Source organism: Klebsiella sp. ZJOU C1, assembly GCF_035620215.1.
GTDB lineage: Bacteria > Pseudomonadota > Gammaproteobacteria > Enterobacterales > Enterobacteriaceae > Klebsiella > Klebsiella variicola.
Genome location: NZ_CP141644.1, coordinates 3,452,053 through 3,470,718, shown reverse-complemented (window position 1 = coordinate 3,470,718; position 18,666 = coordinate 3,452,053). Strand labels below are relative to the sequence as shown.

The 18,666-nt window shown below is 57.5% G+C and carries 20 protein-coding genes; 12 read left to right on the top strand and 8 right to left on the bottom strand.

The window, feature by feature from the left end:
* Positions 1 to 34 precede the first annotated feature (34 nt).
* On the top strand, positions 35 to 1,369 hold the full coding sequence (locus SPE70_RS16650) for a 2-hydroxycarboxylate transporter family protein (protein WP_012967679.1): 1,335 nt from the start codon (positions 35 to 37) through the stop codon (positions 1,367 to 1,369).
* A 61-nt stretch (positions 1,370 to 1,430) separates the two neighbouring features.
* On the opposite strand, the gene pyk is transcribed toward SPE70_RS16650, so the two are convergent.
* Both pyk and SPE70_RS16640 read right to left on the bottom strand, forming a co-directional pair.
* On the bottom strand, positions 1,431 to 2,873 hold the full coding sequence (pyk, locus tag SPE70_RS16645; RefSeq protein ID WP_002911440.1) for a pyruvate kinase: 1,443 nt from the start codon (positions 2,871 to 2,873) through the stop codon (positions 1,431 to 1,433).
* 125 nt (positions 2,874 to 2,998) lie between these two features.
* Positions 2,999 to 3,904: a MurR/RpiR family transcriptional regulator gene (locus tag SPE70_RS16640; RefSeq protein ID WP_162493240.1), complete on the bottom strand. Its 906-nt coding sequence runs from the start codon at positions 3,902 to 3,904 to the stop codon at positions 2,999 to 3,001.
* A gap of 159 nt (positions 3,905 to 4,063) precedes the next feature.
* Between SPE70_RS16640 and SPE70_RS16635 the strand changes: the two genes are divergently transcribed.
* The 4 genes from SPE70_RS16635 to SPE70_RS16620 all read left to right on the top strand — a co-directional run bounded on the left by SPE70_RS16635 (position 4,064) and on the right by SPE70_RS16620 (position 8,413).
* On the top strand, positions 4,064 to 4,213 hold the full coding sequence (locus SPE70_RS16635; RefSeq protein ID WP_004145554.1) for a hypothetical protein: 150 nt from the start codon (positions 4,064 to 4,066) through the stop codon (positions 4,211 to 4,213).
* 10 nt (positions 4,214 to 4,223) lie between these two features.
* Positions 4,224 to 5,699: a glucose-6-phosphate dehydrogenase gene (gene zwf / locus SPE70_RS16630; protein WP_008804260.1), complete on the top strand. Its 1,476-nt coding sequence runs from the start codon at positions 4,224 to 4,226 to the stop codon at positions 5,697 to 5,699.
* Between the two features lie 222 nt (positions 5,700 to 5,921).
* Positions 5,922 to 7,733 (top strand): phosphogluconate dehydratase, encoded by a 1,812-nt coding sequence (gene edd, locus SPE70_RS16625; RefSeq protein ID WP_008804261.1) that lies wholly within the window; start codon positions 5,922 to 5,924, stop codon positions 7,731 to 7,733.
* A gap of 38 nt (positions 7,734 to 7,771) precedes the next feature.
* Positions 7,772 to 8,413, top strand: a complete 642-nt coding sequence (locus SPE70_RS16620) for a bifunctional 4-hydroxy-2-oxoglutarate aldolase/2-dehydro-3-deoxy-phosphogluconate aldolase (RefSeq protein WP_002911423.1) — start codon at positions 7,772 to 7,774, stop codon at positions 8,411 to 8,413.
* A 57-nt stretch (positions 8,414 to 8,470) separates the two neighbouring features.
* Here SPE70_RS16620 and purT read toward each other — a convergent pair whose 3' ends face one another.
* Positions 8,471 to 9,649, bottom strand: coding sequence for a formate-dependent phosphoribosylglycinamide formyltransferase (purT, locus tag SPE70_RS16615; protein ID WP_064170581.1), 1,179 nt, complete (start codon positions 9,647 to 9,649; stop codon positions 8,471 to 8,473).
* A 135-nt stretch (positions 9,650 to 9,784) separates the two neighbouring features.
* Here purT and SPE70_RS16610 point away from each other — a divergent pair, with 135 nt between their 5' ends.
* From SPE70_RS16610 to ptrB, 3 genes are all read left to right on the top strand, one after another.
* The gene (locus SPE70_RS16610) at positions 9,785 to 10,132 is read left to right on the top strand and encodes a YebG family protein (RefSeq protein WP_012967680.1); all 348 of its coding nucleotides are present in this window, start codon (positions 9,785 to 9,787) and stop codon (positions 10,130 to 10,132) included.
* A 141-nt stretch (positions 10,133 to 10,273) separates the two neighbouring features.
* A complete protein-coding gene (locus tag SPE70_RS16605; protein WP_012541257.1) occupies positions 10,274 to 10,936 on the top strand; it encodes a tellurite resistance TerB family protein in 663 nt (220 codons plus the stop codon).
* Between the two features lie 120 nt (positions 10,937 to 11,056).
* Complete coding sequence (gene ptrB, locus SPE70_RS16600; RefSeq protein WP_012541258.1) at positions 11,057 to 13,117, top strand: oligopeptidase B; 2,061 nt, start codon at positions 11,057 to 11,059, stop codon at positions 13,115 to 13,117.
* A gap of 3 nt (positions 13,118 to 13,120) precedes the next feature.
* Here the strand turns inward: ptrB and exoX are convergent, their stop codons facing one another.
* Both exoX and SPE70_RS16590 read right to left on the bottom strand, forming a co-directional pair.
* Positions 13,121 to 13,780 carry an exodeoxyribonuclease X gene (gene exoX / locus SPE70_RS16595; protein ID WP_012541259.1) on the bottom strand — a complete coding sequence of 220 codons (660 nt, stop codon included), beginning with the start codon at positions 13,778 to 13,780 and terminating at the stop codon, positions 13,121 to 13,123.
* A gap of 78 nt (positions 13,781 to 13,858) precedes the next feature.
* Positions 13,859 to 14,089, bottom strand: coding sequence for a DNA polymerase III subunit theta (locus SPE70_RS16590; RefSeq protein WP_012541260.1), 231 nt, complete (start codon positions 14,087 to 14,089; stop codon positions 13,859 to 13,861).
* A gap of 113 nt (positions 14,090 to 14,202) precedes the next feature.
* Between SPE70_RS16590 and yobA the strand changes: the two genes are divergently transcribed.
* Genes yobA through SPE70_RS16575 form a run of 3 tightly spaced genes read left to right on the top strand, consistent with a single transcriptional unit; the run spans position 14,203 to position 15,805 of the window.
* Positions 14,203 to 14,577: a CopC domain-containing protein YobA gene (gene yobA, locus SPE70_RS16585; protein WP_012541261.1), complete on the top strand. Its 375-nt coding sequence runs from the start codon at positions 14,203 to 14,205 to the stop codon at positions 14,575 to 14,577.
* Positions 14,578 to 14,580: 3 nt separating this feature from the next.
* Positions 14,581 to 15,450 (top strand): copper homeostasis membrane protein CopD, encoded by an 870-nt coding sequence (gene copD, locus SPE70_RS16580; RefSeq protein WP_060619401.1) that lies wholly within the window; start codon positions 14,581 to 14,583, stop codon positions 15,448 to 15,450.
* Between the two features lie 16 nt (positions 15,451 to 15,466).
* Positions 15,467 to 15,805, top strand: a complete 339-nt coding sequence (locus SPE70_RS16575) for a YebY family protein (protein ID WP_008804271.1) — start codon at positions 15,467 to 15,469, stop codon at positions 15,803 to 15,805.
* 644 nt (positions 15,806 to 16,449) lie between these two features.
* Here the strand turns inward: SPE70_RS16575 and SPE70_RS16570 are convergent.
* Together SPE70_RS16570 and SPE70_RS16565 are read right to left on the bottom strand one after the other, a co-directional pair.
* Positions 16,450 to 16,593 carry an Ecr family regulatory small membrane protein gene (locus SPE70_RS16570; protein WP_048268691.1) on the bottom strand — a complete coding sequence of 48 codons (144 nt, stop codon included), beginning with the start codon at positions 16,591 to 16,593 and terminating at the stop codon, positions 16,450 to 16,452.
* A 103-nt stretch (positions 16,594 to 16,696) separates the two neighbouring features.
* Positions 16,697 to 17,665 (bottom strand): VirK/YbjX family protein, encoded by a 969-nt coding sequence (locus SPE70_RS16565; RefSeq protein ID WP_162493241.1) that lies wholly within the window; start codon positions 17,663 to 17,665, stop codon positions 16,697 to 16,699.
* A gap of 155 nt (positions 17,666 to 17,820) precedes the next feature.
* On the opposite strand from SPE70_RS16565, the gene pphA reads away from it, so the two are divergent.
* On the top strand, positions 17,821 to 18,474 hold the full coding sequence (pphA, locus tag SPE70_RS16560; protein ID WP_008804273.1) for a protein-serine/threonine phosphatase: 654 nt from the start codon (positions 17,821 to 17,823) through the stop codon (positions 18,472 to 18,474).
* Here the strand turns inward: pphA and SPE70_RS16555 are convergent.
* Complete coding sequence (locus tag SPE70_RS16555) at positions 18,471 to 18,662, bottom strand: YdfD/YebW family protein (protein ID WP_002911395.1); 192 nt, start codon at positions 18,660 to 18,662, stop codon at positions 18,471 to 18,473. The two genes, pphA and SPE70_RS16555, sit on opposite strands and share 4 nt — an antisense overlap.
* Positions 18,663 to 18,666 lie beyond the last annotated feature (4 nt).

The following is an 18,666-nucleotide window of genomic DNA, read 5'->3' as shown; positions in this document are numbered from 1 at the left end:
CCCTACGCTACCTCCTTATCATTCAGGTAAAAATATGGAAAATAATTCACTCAACCACCCGATAGATAAAACGCAACCGAACGGCCAATCGACACGACTTTTATCCAATATCGACGTTGGTGCCGTACCGTTAACGCTCTTTATTGGTATCGCTGCGATCGTCGCGCTCTCTGCGAGCGCGGGCCTGCTGCCGAAAAATATGATTGGCGGACTGGCGGTCATTATGACCCTGGGATTCGCGCTGGCTAAGATTGGCCGCATGGTGCCAGTACTAAAAGACATTGGCGGGCCGGCCATATTGTGTCTGATGATGCCCTCAGTATTGGTCTACTTTGGCGTGTTTGAAGCTCATACGCTCGATACTGTGCACTTGCTGATGAAAGAGGCCAATCTCCTCTATTTCGTCATCGCCTGTCTGGTTGTCGGGAGTATTCTGGGAATGAACCGCACTATTCTGATCCAGGGGATGGTGCGTATGTTTGTCCCGCTGGTGGCCGGGACCGGGGCGGCAATATTAACCGGCCTGCTGGTGGGCAGCTTATTTGGCTACAGTATTTACCACACCTTCTTTTTTATCATCGTGCCGATTATCGGCGGCGGCATCGGCGAAGGGATCCTGCCTTTGTCGCTGGCTTATTCGGCCATTCTCGGGCAAACACCTGATGTCTATGTTGCCCAGCTGGCGCCGGCCGCGGTGGTTGGGAATATTTTCGCCATTATATGCGCTGGTTTTCTGGCGCGCATGGGCGCACGTCGTCCGGCGCTCTCCGGCAATGGGATGCTGATCCGCAGCCATGACGATAATAGCGTCTTTGCGCAACATCAGAGTACCCAACCCACCGATTTTCAGCTGATGGGCGCCGGGTTGCTGATGATTTGTGCATTTTTCATCGTCGGTGGTCTGCTGGAGAAGGTAGTGCATATTCCCGGGCCGGTGCTGATGATTCTGGCGGCCGTCTTCTGCAAATATACCAACGTTATCCCGGCGGCGATGGAGCTGGGGGCGCATAGCTGCTACAAGTTTGTCTCCGCCGCGCTGGTGTGGCCGCTGATGATCGGCCTGGGCATGCTGTATGTGCCGCTGGAGAGCGTGGTCTCGGTCTTCTCCATTGGCTACGTCGTGGTTTGCGGCTCCATCGTTATTGCCATGGCGCTGAGCGGTTTCTTTATCGCTACTCGCCTGAATATGTATCCGGTGGAAGCCGCTATCGTGACCAGCTGCCATAGCGGCCTTGGAGGAACCGGAGATGTGGCCATCCTCTCGGCGTCAAACAGGATGGGGTTGATGCCGTTTGCCCAGATTGCGACGCGGATCGGCGGGGCGTCGACGGTGATCGCCGCGACGCTGTTGTTGAGCTGGGTGGTGTAATCTGCCAGATAGTGGGCAAAAAAAACCTGCCAGCGCATCGCTGGCAGGTCGACACCGAGGCTTACTCGACGGTGAGGATACGGGTGGTGTTGGTGCTGCCGATGGTGCTCATCACGTCACCCTGGGTAACGACCACAAGGTCACCAGAGACCAGGTAGCCTTTGTCCCGCAGCAGATTGACGGCATCGTGCGCAGCGGCTACCCCGTCATTCTGGCTGTCGAAGAACACCGGGGTCACCCCTCGGTAGAGTGCGGTCAGGTTCAGGGTGCGCTCGTGGCGGGAAAGGGCGAAAATCGGCAGACCGGAGCTGATGCGCGAGGTCATCAGCGCGGTGCGGCCCGATTCGGTCATGGTGATGATGGCCGTGATGCCTTTCAGGTGGTTGGCGGCATACATCGCCGACATAGCAATCGCTTCTTCTACGTTGTCAAACTGGACGTCCAGACGGTGTTTGGAGACGTTGAGGCTGGGGATTTTTTCGGCGCCCAGACACACGCGCGCCATCGCGGCCACGGTTTCCGACGGGTACTGACCGGCAGCGGTTTCCGCAGAGAGCATCACCGCATCGGTACCATCCAGCACGGCGTTGGCCACGTCCATGACTTCAGCACGAGTCGGCATCGGGTTGGTGATCATCGACTCCATCATCTGGGTGGCGGTAATGACGGAACGGTTCAGCTGACGGGCACGACGAATCAGCGCTTTCTGGATACCCACCAGCTCTGGATCGCCGATTTCGACGCCGAGGTCGCCGCGCGCAACCATGACCACATCGGAGGCGAGGATCACGTCGTCCATCGCATCCTGATCGCAGACCGCTTCCGCACGCTCAACTTTGGCGACGATTTTCGCATCGCAGCCGGCATCGCGCGCCAGGCGACGGGCGTAGTTCAGGTCTTCGCCGCAGCGCGGGAAAGAGACCGCCAGGTAGTCGACGCCGATTTTGGCGGCGGTGACGATATCAGCCTTGTCTTTGTCGGTCAGCGCTTCGGCAGACAGACCGCCGCCCAGCTTGTTGATCCCTTTGTTGTTAGACAACGGACCGCCGACGGTCACTTCAGTAAACACTTTCATTCCCTGAACTTCGAGGACTTTCAGCTGCACGCGACCATCGTCGAGCAGCAGGATATCGCCCGGCACGACATCCGCCGGCAGGCCTTTGTAGTCGATCCCGACTTTCTCTTTGTCGCCTTCACCTTTACCAAGGTTAGCGTCGAGCAGGAATTTATCGCCGACGTTGAGGAAAATTTTGCCTTCTTTGAAGGTCGATACGCGAATTTTTGGTCCCTGGAGGTCGCCGAGGATGGCCACGTGACGGCCCAGTTTTGCCGCAATCTCACGCACTTTGTCGGCACGGAGCTGATGATCTTCCGGGGTGCCGTGAGAGAAGTTCATACGCACTACGTTTGCGCCCGCGGCGATAACTTTTTCCAGGTTGTTATCGCGGTCAGTTGCTGGGCCTAAGGTAGTAACGATTTTGGTTCTGCGAAGCCTTCTGGACATGTAATACTCCGTTGACTGATACAACTTTGGTGTTGCGTGAACATGGATTCGGTAGCGCCAGCCTGCAACGTCGCACAGCCGGATCGTTATCGAAGGTGTAATGGGGTACTGCTTGTTATCAACTTTTATTGATTATCACTGGGTACGAACGGTTCTTTATCAAAACGCGATTCCTTCAGCGCTTCCTTGACCCTCTTCAAGTTATCTCTGAATTTTGCCCCTCGACGCAGCGTAAACCCCGTCGCCAATACGTCGATGACGGTCAGCTGGGCGAGACGGGAGACCATCGGCATATAGATGTCGGTATCTTCCGGCACATCGAGGGTGATGGCGAGCGTGGCTTCCCGGGCCAGGGGGGTACCGGCGGAGGTGAGGGCGATCACCATGGCATCGTTTTCACGGGCCAGCTGCGCCAGCTCCACAAGGCTCTTGGTTCTTCCGGTATGTGAGATAATCACCACCACATCATCGTCATCGCAATTCATACAGCTCATGCGTTGCAGGACAATGTCGTCGGAATAGATGACCGGCACGTTAAAGCGGAAAAATTTGTTCATCGCATCATGGGCGACCGCCGCCGAGGAACCGAGGCCGAAAAAGGCGATTTTTTTGGCCTGAGTCAGCAGATCCACCGCGCGATTCACCGCCGACATGTCGAGAGAATGGTGGACCTGATCTAAACTCGCCATGGCCGATTCGAATATTTTTCCCGTGTATGACTCAACGCTGTCGTCTTCATCAACATTCCGGTTAACATAGAGCGTGCCGTGCGCGAGGCTCTGGGCAAGGTGCAGTTTAAAATCAGGAAACCCGCGGGTTTCGAGACTGCGGCAGAAGCGATTGACGGTCGGTTCGCTCACCCCGGCCTCAAGGGCGAGGGCGGCGATGCTCGAATGAATGGCCTGCGCGGGGGTGGCGAGGATCACTTCCGCCACTTTGCGTTCAGATTTGCTAAGGTGTTCCAGTCGGGACTGGATTTTTTCCAGCATGTTCATTAGTAACAGGGCGCTCATCAATGGAAACGATTTCATTAATGGGTGAAATCATCGGGCGTTTTAGCAAGAATATACCCCTCCGCAAGCGCAAGCGGTGAGGAATGACGTGAAATAATGTTGTTTTTTTTCATTACATGATCAGAGTCGTATTTTACTGACCTGAAACAGGTACAAACAACGAACAATATCAGCCAGATGCCCAAATCATCGCCGAATGTTTTCACCCTGTGCGGTTTTACCGCCGCAAACGAAGGGGAAGGCTTTCGGGAAATACGTAAACACAGTACAGTGCAGTGTAAGAAAATTACAAATATAGCCTGGCAGAAGCACCAGACTATCAACTGAGGAGAATGACATGGCGGTAACGCAAACGGCCCAGGCATGCGACCTGGTCATTTTCGGCGCGAAGGGCGACCTGGCGCGACGTAAATTGTTGCCTTCCCTGTATCAGCTTGAAAAAGCGGGCCAGATCCACGCCGACACCCGCATCATTGGCGTCGGCCGTGCCGATTGGGATAAAGCGGCTTACACCAAAGTCGTGCGCGAAGCGCTGGAAACCTTCATGAAGGAAAAAATTGATGAGGGTTTGTGGGATTCCCTGAGCGGACGCCTGGAGTTCTGTAATCTTGACGTCAATGACACCAGCGGCTTCACGCGTCTGGGTGAGATGCTGGATCAACAGAACCGTGTCACCATCAACTATTTCGCCATGCCGCCGAGCACCTTTGGCGCGATCTGCAAAGGTCTGGGCGAAGCGAAGCTCAATGCCAAGCCTGCGCGCGTGGTGATGGAAAAACCGCTGGGTACCTCGCTGGAAACCTCGCGTGAAATCAACGACCAGGTCGGCGAGTTTTTTGAAGAGTGCCAGGTCTACCGTATCGACCACTACCTCGGTAAAGAGACGGTCCTCAACCTGCTGGCGCTGCGCTTTGCCAACTCTCTGTTCGTCAATAACTGGGACTGCCGCACTATCGACCATGTCGAAATCACCGTCGCGGAAGAGGTGGGTATTGAAGGGCGCTGGGGTTACTTCGACCAGGCCGGGCAGATGCGCGACATGATCCAGAACCACCTGCTGCAGATCCTCTGCATGATTGCCATGTCACCGCCGTCCGATCTCAGCGCCGACAGCATCCGTGATGAAAAGGTCAAGGTCCTGAAATCCCTGCGCCGCATTGATCGCTCCAACGTGCGTGAGAAAACCGTTCGCGGCCAGTACACCGCCGGCTTTGCCCAGGGCAAAAAAGTCCCGGGTTACCTGGAGGAAGAGGGCGCCAACAAAACCAGTAACACCGAAACCTTCGTGGCGATCCGCGTCGATATCGATAACTGGCGCTGGGCCGGCGTACCGTTCTATCTGCGCACCGGCAAACGTCTGCCGACCAAATGCTCTGAGGTAGTGGTTTACTTCAAAACCCCGGAACTGAACCTGTTTAAAGAGACCTGGCAGGAGCTGCCGCAGAACAAGCTGACCATTCGTCTGCAGCCGGACGAAGGGGTGGATATCCAGGTGCTGAACAAAGTGCCGGGCCTCGACCATAAGCATAATCTGCAGATCACCAAGCTGGATCTGAGCTACTCCGAGACCTTCAACCAGACGCACCTGGCCGATGCTTATGAGCGTCTGCTGCTGGAGACCATGCGCGGTATCCAGGCGCTGTTCGTGCGCCGTGATGAAGTGGAAGAGGCGTGGAAATGGGTGGATTCCATCACCGAAGCGTGGGCTGCCGACCGCGATGCGCCGAAACCGTATCAGGCAGGGACCTGGGGACCGGTTGCGTCGGTGGCGATGATCACCCGTGACGGCCGCTCATGGAACGAGTTCGAGTAAGCTCGCCGCCTAATCCGTCAGGGTTATTTTACCGGTAACATGATCTGACGCAGAAAGTCGCACGCTTTTTAATCTTTTAAGCCCCGTGAGGATTCACCCACGGGGCTTTTTTTATTACACTGCTTTCAGACATTTTGCCCCTGAGCGCTGGTGTTGGTGGCCTTTAGCACAAAAATACGTCATCACGCAGCGGCCGGACAGATACAAATTTGAGGAGCCTTTATGAATTCGACAATGTTACGGGTAACAAATCGCATTATCGAACGGTCGCGTGACACCCGCGCGGCTTACCTCGCAAGGATTAACCAGGCCAAAACCGACACCGTGCATCGTGCGCAACTGGCCTGCGGCAATCTGGCTCACGGTTTCGCGGCCTGTCAGGCTGACGACAAAGCCTCTCTGAAAAGCATGTTGCGCAACAATATCGCCATCATTACCTCCTACAACGATATGTTGTCCGCTCACCAGCCCTACGAACACTATCCGGACATCATCCGTAAAGCGCTGCATAGCGCCAATGCGGTCGGCCAGGTGGCCGGCGGCGTGCCGGCAATGTGCGACGGCGTAACCCAGGGGCAGGACGGGATGGAGCTCTCATTGCTGAGCCGCGAAGTGATCGCCATGTCCGCCGCTATCGGTCTGTCGCATAACATGTTCGACGGCGCGCTGTACCTCGGGGTGTGCGATAAAATTGTTCCTGGCCTGACCATGGCGGCACTCTCTTTCGGCCATCTGCCGTCGGTCTTTATTCCCTCCGGTCCAATGGCCAGCGGCCTGGCTAATAAAGAGAAGGTCCGCATTCGCCAGCTGTACGCGGAAGGTAAAGTTGACCGTATGGCGCTGCTGGAGTCCGAAGCTGCCTCGTACCACGCGCCGGGGACCTGTACTTTCTACGGGACGGCGAACACCAACCAGATGGTGGTCGAGTTTATGGGCATGCAGCTGCCGGGCTCCTCTTTTGTCCATCCGGATGCCCCGCTGCGGGACGCACTGACCGCCGCCGCCGCGCGCCAGGTCACCCGCATGACCGGCAATGGCAACGAGTGGATGCCGCTGGGGAAAATGTTCGACGAAAAAGTGGTGGTCAACGGCATCGTGGCGCTGCTGGCGACCGGTGGCTCCACCAACCATACCATGCACCTGGTGGCGATGGCCCGCGCGGCGGGGATCATCATTAACTGGGACGATTTCTCCGACCTGTCAGACGTGGTGCCGCTGCTGGCGCGCCTCTATCCCAACGGCCCGGCGGATATCAACCACTTCCAGGCGGCGGGCGGCGTTCCGGTACTGGTGCGCGAGCTGCTGAAAGGCGGCCTGCTGCATGAGGATGTTCACACCGTCGCTGGCTTTGGTCTGTCGCGTTATACCCTGGAGCCGTGGCTCAACAACGGCGAGCTGGACTGGCGTGAAGGGGCGACAGCGCCGCTTGACGATCAGGTCATCGCGACCTTCGAGAAACCGTTCTCCCGTCACGGCGGCACCAAGGTGCTGAGCGGCAACCTGGGGCGCGCGGTAATGAAAACCTCGGCTGTCCCGGTGGAGAATCAGGTGATCGAAGCGCCGGCGGTGGTGTTCGAGAGCCAACACGACGTATTGCCGGCCTTTGAAGCGGGCCTGCTGGATAAAGATTGTGTGGTGGTGGTCCGTCATCAGGGGCCAAAAGCGAATGGGATGCCAGAATTACATAAACTTATGCCGCCACTTGGTGTATTATTGGACCGCCGTTTCAAAATAGCGCTGGTGACCGATGGCCGACTCTCTGGCGCCTCCGGTAAAGTCCCGTCAGCAATCCATGTCACGCCTGAAGCCTATGATGGTGGGTTGCTGGCGAAGGTGCGCGATGGCGATGTGATTCGCGTGAACGGGCAGACGGGAGAACTGACGCTGCTGGTGGACGATGCCGAACTGGCGGCGCGTCAGCCGCATATCCCTGACCTCAGCGCGTCGCGCGTGGGAACCGGTCGGGAGATGTTTGGGGCGCTGCGTGAGAAGCTCTCTGGCGCGGAGCAGGGCGCAACCTGCATCACTTTTTAAGACGATTTTATTTCTAGATCTGGCGAGAGAAAATCCTGATGAAAAACTGGAAAACAACAGCAGAAGCAATCCTCACCTCCGGTCCGGTTGTCCCGGTTATCGTGGTGAAAAAGCTGGAGCATGCGGTACCGATGGCGAAAGCGCTGGTCGCGGGCGGCGTGCGCGTGCTGGAAGTCACCCTGCGCACCGAGTGCGCCCTGGAAGCGATCCGCGCGATTGCTAAAGAAGTGCCGGACGCGATTGTCGGCGCGGGCACGGTCACCAACGTCGAGCAACTGAAAGCGGTAACGGAAGCTGGCGCGCAGTTCGCTATCAGCCCGGGACTGACCGAATCCCTGCTGAAAGCGGCGACCGAAGACGGCACCATTCCGCTGATCCCGGGGATCAGCACGGTTTCCGAGCTGATGCTGGGTATGCAGTATGGTCTGAAAGAGTTTAAATTCTTCCCGGCGGAAGCCAACGGCGGCGTGAAAGCCCTGCAGGCGATTGCTGGTCCGTTCGGCCACATTCGTTTCTGCCCTACCGGCGGTATTTCTCCGGCCAACTACCGTGACTACCTGGCGCTGAATAGCGTGCTGTGCATCGGCGGTTCCTGGCTGGTGCCAGCCGACGCGCTGGAGGCCGGCGACTACGATCGCATCACCACCCTGGCGCGTGAAGCGGTGGAAGGCGCGAAGTAAACCGCGCCTCAGGGTCGACAACCCGGTCAGCGGCAACGCGACCGGGTTTTTTTGTCTTTAGCCTTCGACGATGACCGCAGCGGCGGCGGTTTTAGCCCGCGCTACGGCCTCTTCAACCGAATCGGCAACGGCGAGGGTCACCCCCAGGCGGCGGGTACCGTCAATCTCGGGCTTGCCGAACAGTCGCAGCTGCAGGCCAGCCCCGACGGCCGATTGCAGCTGGCCAAAGCTGACGTTCTGACTGGTCAGCTGCGGAAGGATCACTGCGGAAGCGGCCGGACCATACTGGCGGATAGCGCCGACGGGCAGTCCAAGAAAGGCACGAACGTGCAGGGCGAATTCCGAGAGATCCTGCGAGATCAGCGTTACCATGCCGGTGTCGTGTGGGCGCGGGGAAACTTCGCTGAAGATCACCTCGTCGCCGCATACGAACAGTTCCACGCCAAACAGGCCATGACCCCCCAGCGCCAGCACTACCTTGCGGGCGATGGCCTGGGCACGTTCGAGGGCCAGGTCGCTCATCTGCTGCGGTTGCCAGGACTCACGGTAATCGCCGTCTTCCTGGCGATGGCCAACCGGGGCGCAGAAATGCACGCCGTCGACGGCGCTGACGGTGAGCAGGGTGATTTCGAAATCGAAATTCACCACCCCCTCGACGATCACCCGCCCGGCGCCGGCGCGGCCGCCCTGCTGCGCATAGCGCCAGGCTTCGCTGAGCTGGTCAGCCGAGCGGATAAAGCTCTGACCTTTGCCGGAGGAGCTCATCACTGGTTTGACGATGCACGGCAAACCGATGTCGGTGACCGCCGCGCGGAAGCCTTCTTCGCTGTCGGCAAAGCGATAGCTGGAGGTGGGGAGCTGCAGCTCTTCTGCCGCCAGGCGGCGAATGCCTTCGCGGTTCATGGTGAGCTTAGCCGCCCGCGCCGTGGGGACTACTTTCTGCCCGGCCTGTTCCAGTTCAACCAAGGTATCGGTAGCAATAGCTTCGATCTCCGGCACGATGTAATCGGGTTTTTCCTGTTCAATCAGAGCGCGCAGGCTCTCGTCGTGCAGCATATTGATGACATGGGCGCGGTGGGCGACCTGCATCGCCGGGGCATCGGGGTAGCGGTCGACGGCGATAGTTTCAATGCCCAGACGCTGACATTCAATAGCGACTTCTTTGCCCAGCTCGCCGGAACCTAACAGCATTACTTTGGTGGCTGCCGGGCGCAGCGCGGTGCCTAATACAGTCATAACTCTCTTCCGCAGTAAAAAAAGATGCTGCCGATTATAAACGAAAACGTTTGCGTCTGTCTTTACGCGCGTGAGTTGAGTCCGGAGAGGAAATTTGTTACACTGTATAAAAATACAGTATTGAGAGGCTGCAGCATGGCGGTTGAAATTAAATATGTTGTGATCCGCGAAGGTGAGGAAAAAATGTCTTTTGCCAGCAAAAAAGAGGCCGACGCTTACGACAAAATGCTCGATCTGGCAGAGGTGCTGAATGACTGGCTGGTGGCATCGCCGCTGGAGATGGATGACGCCCAGCGTGACACCATGGCGATGTGGCTGGCAGAGCGAAAAGAGGCGCTGCAGCATATCCTGCGCGTCGGCCGATTGCCGGAGCAGGATGCGTCCGCGCACGACTCACCCGCGCCGTCGGCGGCAGAAGAGGCTTCTCCAGCGGAAGACGCCGCGGCGCCAGCGACCAAAGCGCGTAAGGCGAAAGTGGCCTGACTGGCGGCAGCCAGCTATGGCCTGGCTGGGCAGGGATTTGTCTGCCGCGCCCACCTTTGCGCATCTTTAGCCAGATCTAACATTTCCTGACATCGCGTCGTTTAGGCTGATAGCAGTGTTTTATCACCTGAGAGGAAAACCATGGCTAACTGGCTTAATCAACTGCAGTCGCTGCTCGGGCAGCAGGGCGCGTCATCGACAGGCGAGTCGTCAAAAGGGAGCGCACTGCTGCCCGGCGCGATTGGCGGGCTGGCCGGGTTGCTGGTGGCCAGTAAATCCTCACGCAAACTGCTGGCGAAGTACGGCACCAGCGCGCTGCTGGCTGGCGGTGGGGCGGTGGCGGGTACGGTGTTATGGAACAAGTATCAGCAGAAGATGCGCGCTCAAAACGCGCCTGTCCCGGGGGCGAACACGCCGGCTGCCGTGCCGGCGGACGTTGATCCGCGCAGCGTGCGACTGATCACCGCGCTGGTTTTTGCCGCCAGGAGCGATGGTCATATAGATGACCACGAACGGGCTAATATTGAAGCCCAGCTGCGGGCGGCCAATATCGACGTTCAGGCCCGGGTGCTGATCGACCAGGCGCTGGCCCAACCGCTGGATCCTCAGCGTCTGGCGGAGGGCATCGTTGATCCGCAGGAGGCACTGGAGATCTACTACGTCAGCTGCGCGGTCATTGATATCGACCACTTTATGGAACGCAGTTATCTGAACGCGCTGGGAGACGCTTTGTCACTGCCAAAGGATGTCCGGGCCGATATAGAACAGGATATCCAGTCACAAAAACAAGCGCTAAGCGTCTAAATTATCACGTTTCGCTTGCATCGCCCGCGTCTTTTGCCACCCTTATAGACACGTCATCATTCAGGCGCCGCCGTGTGACCTGAATGCTCTTGTGTCACGATAAAGCAGCAGAAGAACAACATGCCACCTAAAGCCAAACGGATCCCTCACGCCATGACCTTGCATGGCGATACACGCATCGATAACTATTACTGGCTGCGCGACGATGAGCGCGCGCGACCTGACGTGCTGGAGTACCTGCACGCGGAGAACGCCTATGGCAAGCGGGTGATGGATTCGCAGCTCAGCCTGCAGGAACGTCTGCTGAAAGAAATTATCGACCGCATTCCGCAACGGGAAGTCTCTGCCCCTTACAGTAAAAATGGTTTTCGCTACCGTCAGGTTTACGAGCCGGGCTGTGAATACGCCATCTATCAGCGCCAGTCGGTGCTCAAAGAGGAGTGGGACGAGTGGGAGATCCTGCTCGACGGCAACCAGCGGGCGGCGAAGAGTGAGTTCTACACCCTTGGCGGACTGGGCGTCGCGCCGAATAACCAATTGATGGCGGTGGCGGAGGATTATCTTTCCCGCCGCCAGTATGGCCTGCGCTTCTGCAACCTTAGCAGCGGTGAATGGTACCCGGAGATCCTGGAAAATGTTACCTCCGGGTTTGCCTGGAGCAATGATTCCCGCTTTGTGTGGTACGTGCGTAAACATCCCACCACACTGCTGCCTTATCAGGTCTGGCGCCACACGGTGGGTACCGCGGCGCAGAGTGATGTGCTGGTCTATGAAGAAAAAGATGAGACCTTCTACGTCAGCGTACATAAGACCACTTCCCAGCAGTTCGTGGTGATTTATCTCTCCAGCGCCACCACCAGTGAAGCATTACTGCTCAACGCCGAACTCCCTGACGCCGAGCCGGTCTGCTTCCTGCCGCGGCGGAAAGATCACGAATACAGCCTCGATCACTATCAGCACGCGTTCTATCTGCGATCCAACCGCGAGGGGAAGAATTTTGGCCTCTACCGTACTGTGCTGCGCGATGAAGATCAGTGGACCACGCTGATCCCGCCGCGTCACGACGTGATGCTCGAAGGATTTACCCTGTTTACTGACTGGCTGGTCGTCGAGGAGCGCCAGCGCGGCCTGACCAGCCTGCGGCAAATTAACCGCAAGACCCGGGAGGTGGTAGGGATCGCCTTTGACGATCCGGCCTATGTCACCTGGCTTGCCTATAATCCGGAACCTGAAACGTCGCGCCTGCGCTACGGGTATTCCTCCATGACTACGCCAGACACCCTGTTTGAACTGGACATGGATACCGGCGAGCGGCGGGTTATCAAGCAGCAGGAGGTGAAGGGGTTGGACACGAGCTGCTACCAGAGCGAACACCTGTGGGTGACCGCCCGCGATGGCGTCGAGGTTCCGGTATCGCTGGTCTACCATCGCGACCATTTCCGCAAAGGGAGCAATCCGCTGCTGGTCTATGGCTACGGCTCGTATGGCGAGAGTATCGATGCCGATTTCAGCGCCAGCCGGCTGAGCCTGCTCAACCGCGGCTTTGTCTACGCCATCGCCCATGTCCGCGGCGGGGGCGAGCTGGGGCAGCAGTGGTATGAGGACGGCAAATTTCTGTGTAAGAAAAATACCTTCAACGACTATCTGGACGTCTGTGACGCGCTGCTGGCCCAGGGGTACGGCGATCCGCAGCTCTGCTATGGCATGGGGGGCAGCGCCGGCGGGATGCTGATGGGCGTGGCCGTTAACGAACGTCCTGAGCTGTTTCATGGCGTGATAGCCCAGGTGCCGTTCGTCGATGTGGTGACCACCATGTTGGACGAATCTATTCCACTGACCACCGGGGAATTTGAAGAGTGGGGGAATCCACAGGATGAAACCTATTACCACTACATGAAAAGCTACAGCCCCTACGACGGCGTCCGGGCGCAGGCTTATCCGCATATGCTGGTCACCACCGGACTGCACGATTCCCAGGTGCAATACTGGGAGCCGGCGAAATGGGTGGCCAAACTGCGGGAACTGAAAACCGACGATAACCTGCTGCTGCTCTGTACCGATATGGATTCCGGCCATGGCGGCAAATCCGGGCGCTTTAAAAGCTATGAAGGGGTGGCCCTGGAGTATGCCTTTTTCATTGCCCTGGCGCAGGGGACACTGCCGGGAAAAGCGGCTGTGTGACGATTATTCCCCGAGGTAGTGTTTGAGGGTCAGACGCAGTTCGGGGCTCATCCGGTCGAGATTGTTGAATAACCAGCGCAGGTAGCCGGGGTCGTTTTCAGCAATTTCGGCCACCGCTTTACCCCGGTATTTGCCGAAGGTAAAGGTGGTGAGCAGCGCCGGGCGGCCGGTGATATCGGCCATTTCGTCAGGCGTCCAGCCGGAAACGTTGATGATATCCAGCAGCAGCGCGGCGGTGATATAGCAGTCATACAGCGCGCGGTGGTGATGCAGCCCCGGCGGGGTCGCCACATTCAGCTTACGTGATTTATATAACCCCATATTGCTGTATTTGATCCCCGGCCACAGGCGGCGGGCCAGCTTCATGGTACAAATCCACTCGCCGCTCATCTCCGGTAACACCCGGCGGTCAAAGCTGGCGTTGTGCGCGACATACCAGGGGCTGCCAAGATAATACGGAATAATCTCTTCAATCCACGGCTTATCGGCGACCATCTCTTCCGTTATACGGTGGATAGCCATCGCCTGCGGCGTGATGGGCCGATCAGGACGCACCAGATGGCTCATCGGGTTAGTGATTCGCCCGTCGACAATATCGACCGAGGCGATTTCGACGATGCCCCCCTGCAGGCCGCAGGTTTCGGTATCAATGACGCGCAGCATGGCTCGCTCCAGAGCAAAACAACAAGCGTAAAGGAATTGGGTGGTCTTGCCAACCGATGGGGAGCAGGCGGGCGCGCATTATTTCTGCTTCGGCTCCCAGGGCAGTCGGGAAAGCGAGACAGAGGCCAGCCGATGGGCGATCAGTCGTTCGCGGAACCAGTCGCGCAGATGGGCGGGCTGCTCACGCTCGACCAAATCAGCGACCACCGGCATGTTATATCGCTCCTTAAAGGCGACGCCGGCGGCGGCGAGATCGACGTTGACCTTATCCATCTCAGCTTGCGAAATTTTGGCCAGATTTCTTTCCATTATTAACTCCAGTGTGCTGGTAAACCCGGTCGAGGCGCTGACGCTTAGCTCGACTCTGCCATTATACAGGGTTATTCTCTGTCCTACAGACATAACAAAAGGGAATGACGAATATGCGACTCCTCGCTGGACGCGCGTTGCGCCTCTCCGTTGCGTTTGCCGGTATATTAACCGCGGCAGGCGCCTTCGCCCATGCTCACCTGCAACAGCAGATCCCCGCCGCGGGTGCCCAACTGACCGCGCCCCCTCAGACGCTGACGCTCAGTTTCTCCGAAGGGATCGAACCGGCCTTCAGCGGCGTGACCGTCACCGGTCCGCAGCAGCACGCGGTAGCCGCCGGTAAACTGACCCGCAGCGCTGACAACCCCGCTCAGGTCACCTTACCCCTGGCGGAAACGTTGTCTCCGGGGGAGTACACCGTAGCATGGCATGTGGTCTCGGTTGACGGCCATAAAACCAAAGGGCAATACACTTTTAGCGTGAAGTGATCGATGTTGACCGGGCTCTATATCACGCTGCGTTTTGGGCACTTTATCACCCTGACGTTGGCTTTTGGCTGCGTGCTGTATGGCGCCTGGTGGGCGCCGGTACCGCTGAGGCGCGTGCTGATGCACCGCTTTTATCCGCTATTACGCCCCCTGATGTTGATTGGCGCGCTCTCAACCGTGGCGCTGTATCTGCTGCAGGGGGGGATAATGGGCGACGGCTGGGCGGATGTCTGGCAGCCCGCCGTTTGGCAGGCGGTAGCGGGTACCCGCTTCGGCGGGGTGTGGATCTGGCAGATCCTGCTGGCGTTGACTGCTCTCGCCGTGGTGTGGATCCGCCCCCATCACGGCGCCAGGCAACTGATGGCCCTGCTGGCGGCCCAGCTGCTGCTTTCCGCCGGGGTTGGGCATGCTGCTATGCACGATGGCTTACTCGGCGCCCTGCAGCGGACTAATCATGCCGTCCACCTCTTCTGCGTCGCCAGCTGGTTCGGCGGCCTGTTGCCCTTCATCTACTGCCTGCGTCTGGCGCAGGGGCGCTGGCGTCAGGCTGCGGTCTATACCATGGCGCGCTTTTCGCGTTATGGACATCTGGCGGTGGCCGGCACCCTTGCCAGCGGCGTGGTCAATGCGCTGTTGATCCAGGGGGCGGTGATCGGAACCTCGCCCTGGGGACGCATGCTGTTGATCAAATGTGCGCTGGTCGCCGGGATGGTGGTAATTGCCTTAGTGAACAGGTATGTTCTGGTACCGCGCATGTCGGCAAGCGGTTCGCGGGCGGAAAGCCTGATCCTGCGAACCACGCAGGCTGAGATAGGGCTGGGCGCGCTGGCGCTGCTGGCCGTCAGTCTGTTTGCCACCTGGGAACCTTATTGAATTAACTGGCAAAATCATGAAAAAAATTGTTCTGACCATGTTGTTACTGGCAAGCTCCGGGGCTGCTCTGGCGGCGCCGCAAATTATCACCGTGAGCCGCTTTGAAGTGGGGAAGGAGAGTTGGGCGTTCAACCGTGAAGAGGTGATGTTGACCTGCCGTCCGGGTAACGCGCTTTACGCCATCAACCCGAGTACGCTGGTCCAGTATCCGCTCAATGACGTCGCGGAACAGCAGGTTAAAGCCGGCAAGACGACCGCGCAGCCGATCTCGGTGATCCAGATCGACGATCCGCAGCACCCGGGACAAAAAATGAGCCTTGCGCCATTTATCGAGCGAGCGCAGAAGCTCTGCTAGCGTTCCGCGTTATCTTACTGTAATAGCATAAAAAAAACCGCCCTTGCCGGATAACGGCAGTGGCGGTTTTTTACTGGCTGACAGCCGTTTCCCAGGAATTATACGACCACATTGGCCACGGACTGGAAAAGCTGACGCGTTAAACTATTCTTATAGTGCAAGGCGACTTAGCCTGCATTAATGCCAACTTTTAGCGCACGGCTCTCTCCCAAGAGCCATTTCCCTGGACCGAATACAGGAATCGTATTCGGTCTCTTTTTATCGGTAACCTTCTGCTTTCGCAATAGCCAGCGACATCATGTCAGTCAAACCCCAGGCTGGCCTCTGGATGTCCCGTTATAGCACACCGTTTTTAGCATACACAATCCATTTACACACAAATCGCATCCTGAGGAAGGGGGGCGTCGGGAAGGAGAGATCTGAAGCTGGGGTGGAAAGAGAAAAGAAAAAACCTGCACCTAACCAGGCCCGGCGTGCAGGTTAACTGGCGGGCCAACATCGGAAGCCTGCTAGTATACACATTTGTATGACAAATAAAATAAGCAAAGTCTAATAGGTTTGGCAATTCATGCGATTAGCTATCAATGAACGACCGTATCGCTAAAAATAATAAGCGAATGCGCCGCTATTTACAGCGGCTAAAATTATTCAGGGACGCTAAAGGTGGGATATATTTTACTTTCGAGATAGCAGAGCAAAAGCCAAATTTCATCGCTAAAAATAAACCATACGCAGCCCAGCAGAATGACCGCAAGAAGAATCAGCAGGAAAATTTCGGTTTTACTCATCATGCCAACCACTATCCAATGGCGCCAGGGGCCATGATAGTAGCGAAATAACGACCGAATAAGCAAACGCCGCGTGTCAGCGCGGCGCTATCCGCAGCGAAATTTACGCACCATGGCGCGGTTGCGTCAGGATGTCCACCTGCTCAGCCAGCTGATCCAGCAGCTGGAACCGACGCCGGTATTCGGCCCGTTTTTTGCTGGCGATACTCTCCAGTGATTTTCGTTCCAGACGCTGCGGCAGCCGCCAGCGCCATGCGCTTTCCGGCTTACCATCGATGGACTGCCAGAACTCGTCGTAGCTGGCGTGGAAATGGCGGCCCTTGCTCAGACGATAGCGCAGGGCACGGAACACATGGCCGTTATCGCTGACGCCATAAATCGACTCGATAGCGCTGCGAGCGGCCAGTAGCCAAATGAACTCCAGCAGCAGGCGCTTCGGGAACAGGCCGAAGCAGGCGCGAGTGGCCTGCTTAATCACCTCATGGGAAACGTGGCGCCGTGGCCCCTGCAGGCCGCCGATGACCAGTTGCCAGGCTTCACCGTCCCAGGTCACGCTAAAGGTTGCGCTGGCCAACAGGGTGTGATCGCCGTCGCGTAGCCATAATGTGGTTTCGCCCTCGCGCTCAGCCTTCCCGGCTGAGGAGGCGGAGAGAGTGAACGGGCTGTCGTCTTTTCCGTTCAGCGTCAGCAGCGGGACCTCGCTCACCGCGGTCATGGCATGCGCCAGCAGCGACCCTTGCAGGGTATCGATGTAGCGATAATGACTTATCACCGCCATCGCCCTCTGCCAGGCGTTAAGATCGCGCGTCAGGTACTGACGGTGCACTTTCCCCGGCAAGGTCGCCTGCGCGGTCAGAAGCTGATTAAAATCGTCACGGGCGCTAAGCGACTCAAGCATTGCTTTGGTGGGGCTATAAAATAACGCCGTACGCAGCAGAAATTTAAGGCGAAAATTTTTCTGCCGCCAGATAGGTGCAGGTATTAGTCTGCCCATCACCAGATCGGCAATAAGATGCGAGCGCGGCGCAAGCACGCTGGTTGAATGCAGGCTATTGTCTGTCACGATAAACACCTCGTTGTTATTTCCTCCTATTTTAAAGCGAGCTTCTGATAAGCTTAATCCTCTGGCCGACTATATTTCCCGTTTGTTTAAAATCGATTGAGGTGTAAATAAAAATCACGGGGATTCGGCGCAATTACCTATAATTACAGCAGAGAGGTAATTATATGTATCAACGTATTAATGGTAGCGACTGGCGTAATATCTGGCTGATGGGCGATCTGCATGGTTGCTTTGCGCTACTGATGGGCCGCCTGCGTCAGCTGCGCTTTGATCCCTGGGCCGATCTGCTCATTTCCGTGGGCGATCTGATCGATCGCGGACCGCAGAGCGCTGACTGCCTCGGCCTGCTGCGCTGCCGCTGGTTCAGGGCCGTTCGGGGGAATCATGAACAGATGGCGCTGGAGGCGCTGGAGAGCGGGGATATGGCACTCTGGCAGATGAATGGCGGCGACTGGTATGGCCGGGGCACCGCGCAGCAGCGGGCCGAAGCCGACCGGCTGTTAGCGCGTTGTCAGCGGCTACCGTTGATTATTGAAGTTGGGTGTGCAGATGCCCGGCATGTGATCGCCCATGCCGATTATCCGGCGCCAGTCTATCGCTGGCAGCAGCCGGTGGATCCCCAGCGGGTGTTATGGAGCCGTCATCGCCTGAGCGAACATCTGGCGGGACGTCATGGCGCCATCGCCGGAGCAGACCATTTCTGGTTTGGCCATACGCCGCTTCGCACGCCTTATGAACGCGATAATCAACACTATATTGATACGGGCGCCGTGTTTGGCGGAACGCTGACGCTGGTGGCGCTACAATCGGCAGGTTAAAAATCGCTGTATTCGCTGGCGGGTTGCCAGAAGCCATCAATAAAATCTTCTATCGGATAGCAGCCGCCGTGGCGGATCCGCTGATCCTCCATCGCCACTAAGCACTGCGTTTCCTCGCGGTAGACGTCAACCACAATGTCCTCGCAGCCGCCATCCAGATAGCAAATAAACAACACCAAGGCAAACATCCTG

Bases quoted from the DNA above. Each gene is read 5' to 3' on its own strand.
- SPE70_RS16650 (WP_012967679.1), top strand. From the start codon at position 35: ATGGAAAATAATTCACTCAACCACCCGATAGATAAAACGCAACCGAAC.
- SPE70_RS16635 (WP_004145554.1), top strand. From the start codon at position 4,064: ATGCCCAAATCATCGCCGAATGTTTTCACCCTGTGCGGTTTTACCGCC.
- copD (WP_060619401.1), top strand. From the start codon at position 14,581: ATGTTGACCGGGCTCTATATCACGCTGCGTTTTGGGCACTTTATCACC.
- ptrB (WP_012541258.1), top strand. From the start codon at position 11,057: ATGCCACCTAAAGCCAAACGGATCCCTCACGCCATGACCTTGCATGGC.
- SPE70_RS16605 (WP_012541257.1), top strand. From the start codon at position 10,274: ATGGCTAACTGGCTTAATCAACTGCAGTCGCTGCTCGGGCAGCAGGGC.
- SPE70_RS16620 (WP_002911423.1), top strand. From the start codon at position 7,772: ATGAAAAACTGGAAAACAACAGCAGAAGCAATCCTCACCTCCGGTCCG.
- edd (WP_008804261.1), top strand. From the start codon at position 5,922: ATGAATTCGACAATGTTACGGGTAACAAATCGCATTATCGAACGGTCG.
- pyk (WP_002911440.1), bottom strand. From the start codon at position 2,873: ATGTCCAGAAGGCTTCGCAGAACCAAAATCGTTACTACCTTAGGCCCA.
- SPE70_RS16555 (WP_002911395.1), bottom strand. From the start codon at position 18,662: ATGTTTGCCTTGGTGTTGTTTATTTGCTATCTGGATGGCGGCTGCGAG.
- pphA (WP_008804273.1), top strand. From the start codon at position 17,821: ATGTATCAACGTATTAATGGTAGCGACTGGCGTAATATCTGGCTGATG.
- SPE70_RS16640 (WP_162493240.1), bottom strand. From the start codon at position 3,904: ATGAAATCGTTTCCATTGATGAGCGCCCTGTTACTAATGAACATGCTG.
- yobA (WP_012541261.1), top strand. From the start codon at position 14,203: ATGCGACTCCTCGCTGGACGCGCGTTGCGCCTCTCCGTTGCGTTTGCC.
- SPE70_RS16610 (WP_012967680.1), top strand. From the start codon at position 9,785: ATGGCGGTTGAAATTAAATATGTTGTGATCCGCGAAGGTGAGGAAAAA.
- purT (WP_064170581.1), bottom strand. From the start codon at position 9,649: ATGACTGTATTAGGCACCGCGCTGCGCCCGGCAGCCACCAAAGTAATG.
- SPE70_RS16590 (WP_012541260.1), bottom strand. From the start codon at position 14,089: ATGGAAAGAAATCTGGCCAAAATTTCGCAAGCTGAGATGGATAAGGTC.
- SPE70_RS16575 (WP_008804271.1), top strand. From the start codon at position 15,467: ATGAAAAAAATTGTTCTGACCATGTTGTTACTGGCAAGCTCCGGGGCT.
- exoX (WP_012541259.1), bottom strand. From the start codon at position 13,780: ATGCTGCGCGTCATTGATACCGAAACCTGCGGCCTGCAGGGGGGCATC.
- SPE70_RS16570 (WP_048268691.1), bottom strand. From the start codon at position 16,593: ATGAGTAAAACCGAAATTTTCCTGCTGATTCTTCTTGCGGTCATTCTG.
- zwf (WP_008804260.1), top strand. From the start codon at position 4,224: ATGGCGGTAACGCAAACGGCCCAGGCATGCGACCTGGTCATTTTCGGC.